At 52.0% G+C, this 2946-nt stretch carries 1 rRNA gene; it reads right to left on the bottom strand.

Annotated features, from left to right (window positions below):
- Nucleotides 1-210: 210 nt before the first annotated feature.
- A 23S ribosomal RNA gene (locus ACM6JM_RS12635) occupies nucleotides 211-2946 on the bottom strand; the annotation flags it as partial.

The raw sequence follows: 2946 nt of genomic DNA on the forward strand, positions 1-2946 counted from the left end.
CACTTCTGAGTTCGGGATGGGATCAGGTGGTTCCAACGCTCTATGGTCGTCAAGAAATTCGGGTACTGACTCGTGACCGGATGGCCTCGCTTCAGCAAATTGGGTATGTGACAGCTGTCGGTGTTTTGTGAGCGTCGAACTTTCGGTTCATTGCGTCTTCACACACCGCAATCTGGTCTCTTTCGAGTCTACAGATTGCTTGGGTGTTATATGGTCAAGCCTCACGGGCAATTAGTATTGGTTAGCTCAACGCCTCACAGCGCTTACACACCCAACCTATCAACGTCGTAGTCTTCGACGGCCCTTCAGGGAACTCAAGGTTCCAGTGAGATCTCATCTTGAGGCAAGTTTCCCGCTTAGATGCTTTCAGCGGTTATCTTTCCCGAACATAGCTACCCGGCAATGCCACTGGCGTGACAACCGGAACACCAGAGGTTCGTCCACTCCGGTCCTCTCGTACTAGGAGCAGCCCCTCTCAAATCTCAAACGTCCACGGCAGATAGGGACCGAACTGTCTCACGACGTTCTAAACCCAGCTCGCGTACCACTTTAAATGGCGAACAGCCATACCCTTGGGACCGGCTTCAGCCCCAGGATGTGATGAGCCGACATCGAGGTGCCAAACACCGCCGTCGATATGAACTCTTGGGCGGTATCAGCCTGTTATCCCCGGAGTACCTTTTATCCGTTGAGCGATGGCCCTTCCATACAGAACCACCGGATCACTAAGACCTACTTTCGTACCTGCTCGACGTGTCTGTCTCGCAGTCAAGCGCGCTTTTGCCTTTATACTCTACGACCGATTTCCGACCGGTCTGAGCGCACCTTCGTACTCCTCCGTTACTCTTTAGGAGGAGACCGCCCCAGTCAAACTACCCACCATACACTGTCCTCGATCCGGATAACGGACCTGAGTTAGAACCTCAAAGTTGCCAGGGTGGTATTTCAAGGATGGCTCCACGCGAACTGGCGTCCACGCTTCAAAGCCTCCCACCTATCCTACACAAGCAAATTCAAAGTCCAGTGCAAAGCTATAGTAAAGGTTCACGGGGTCTTTCCGTCTAGCCGCGGATACACTGCATCTTCACAGCGATTTCAATTTCACTGAGTCTCGGGTGGAGACAGCGCCGCCATCGTTACGCCATTCGTGCAGGTCGGAACTTACCCGACAAGGAATTTCGCTACCTTAGGACCGTTATAGTTACGGCCGCCGTTTACCGGGGCTTCGATCAAGAGCTTCGCGTTAGCTAACCCCATCAATTAACCTTCCGGCACCGGGCAGGCGTCACACCCTATACGTCCACTTTCGTGTTTGCAGAGTGCTGTGTTTTTAATAAACAGTCGCAGCGGCCTGGTATCTTCGACCGGCGTGGGCTTACGCAGCAAGTGCTTCACCCTCACCGGCGCACCTTCTCCCGAAGTTACGGTGCCATTTTGCCTAGTTCCTTCACCCGAGTTCTCTCAAGCGCCTTGGTATTCTCTACCCAACCACCTGTGTCGGTTTGGGGTACGGTTCCTGGTTATCTGAAGCTTAGAAGCTTTTCTTGGAAGCATGGCATCAACCACTTCGTCGCCTAAAGGCAACTCGTCATCAGCTCTCGGCCTTGAAACCCCGGATTTACCTAAGATTTCAGCCTACCACCTTAAACTTGGACAACCAACGCCAAGCTGGCCTAGCCTTCTCCGTCCCTCCATCGCAATAACCAGAAGTACAGGAATATTAACCTGTTTTCCATCGACTACGCTTTTCAGCCTCGCCTTAGGGACCGACTAACCCTGCGTCGATTAACGTTGCGCAGGAAACCTTGGTCTTTCGGCGTGGGTGTTTTTCACACCCATTGTCGTTACTCATGTCAGCATTCGCACTTCTGATACCTCCAGCAAGCTTCTCAACTCACCTTCACAGGCTTACAGAACGCTCCTCTACCGCATCACTTGCGTGATACCCGTAGCTTCGGTGTATGGTTTGAGCCCCGTTACATCTTCCGCGCAGGCCGACTCGACTAGTGAGCTATTACGCTTTCTTTAAAGGGTGGCTGCTTCTAAGCCAACCTCCTAGCTGTCTAAGCCTTCCCACATCGTTTCCCACTTAACCATAACTTTGGGACCTTAGCTGACGGTCTGGGTTGTTTCCCTTTTCACGACGGACGTTAGCACCCGCCGTGTGTCTCCCATGCTCGGCACTTGTAGGTATTCGGAGTTTGCATCGGTTTGGTAAGTCGGGATGACCCCCTAGCCGAAACAGTGCTCTACCCCCTACAGTGATACATGAGGCGCTACCTAAATAGCTTTCGAGGAGAACCAGCTATCTCCGAGCTTGATTAGCCTTTCACTCCGATCCACAGGTCATCCGCTAACTTTTCAACGGTAGTCGGTTCGGTCCTCCAGTCAGTGTTACCTAACCTTCAACCTGCCCATGGATAGATCGCCCGGTTTCGGGTCTATTCCCAGCGACTAGACGCCCTATTAAGACTCGCTTTCGCTACGCCTCCCCTATTCGGTTAAGCTCGCCACTGAAAATAAGTCGCTGACCCATTATACAAAAGGTACGCAGTCACAGAACAAAGTCTGCTCCCACTGCTTGTACGCATACGGTTTCAGGATCTATTTCACTCCCCTCTCCGGGGTTCTTTTCGCCTTTCCCTCACGGTACTAGTTCACTATCGGTCAGTCAGTAGTATTTAGCCTTGGAGGATGGTCCCCCCATATTCAGACAAAGTTTCTCGTGCTCCGTCCTACTCGATTTCATGACTAAGAGACTTTCGCGTACAGGGCTATCACCCACTATGGCCGCACTTTCCAGAGCGTTCCGCTAATCTCAAAGCCACTTAAGGGCTAGTCCCCGTTCGCTCGCCACTACTAAGGGAATCTCGGTTGATTTCTTTTCCTCAGGGTACTTAGATGTTTCAGTTCCCCTGGTTCGCCTCTTGCACCTATGTATTCAGT

The sequence above is a fragment of the Pseudomonas sp. IT-P2 genome, from assembly GCF_949767575.1.
GTDB classification, from domain to species: Bacteria; Pseudomonadota; Gammaproteobacteria; order Pseudomonadales; family Pseudomonadaceae; genus Aquipseudomonas; species Aquipseudomonas pharyngis.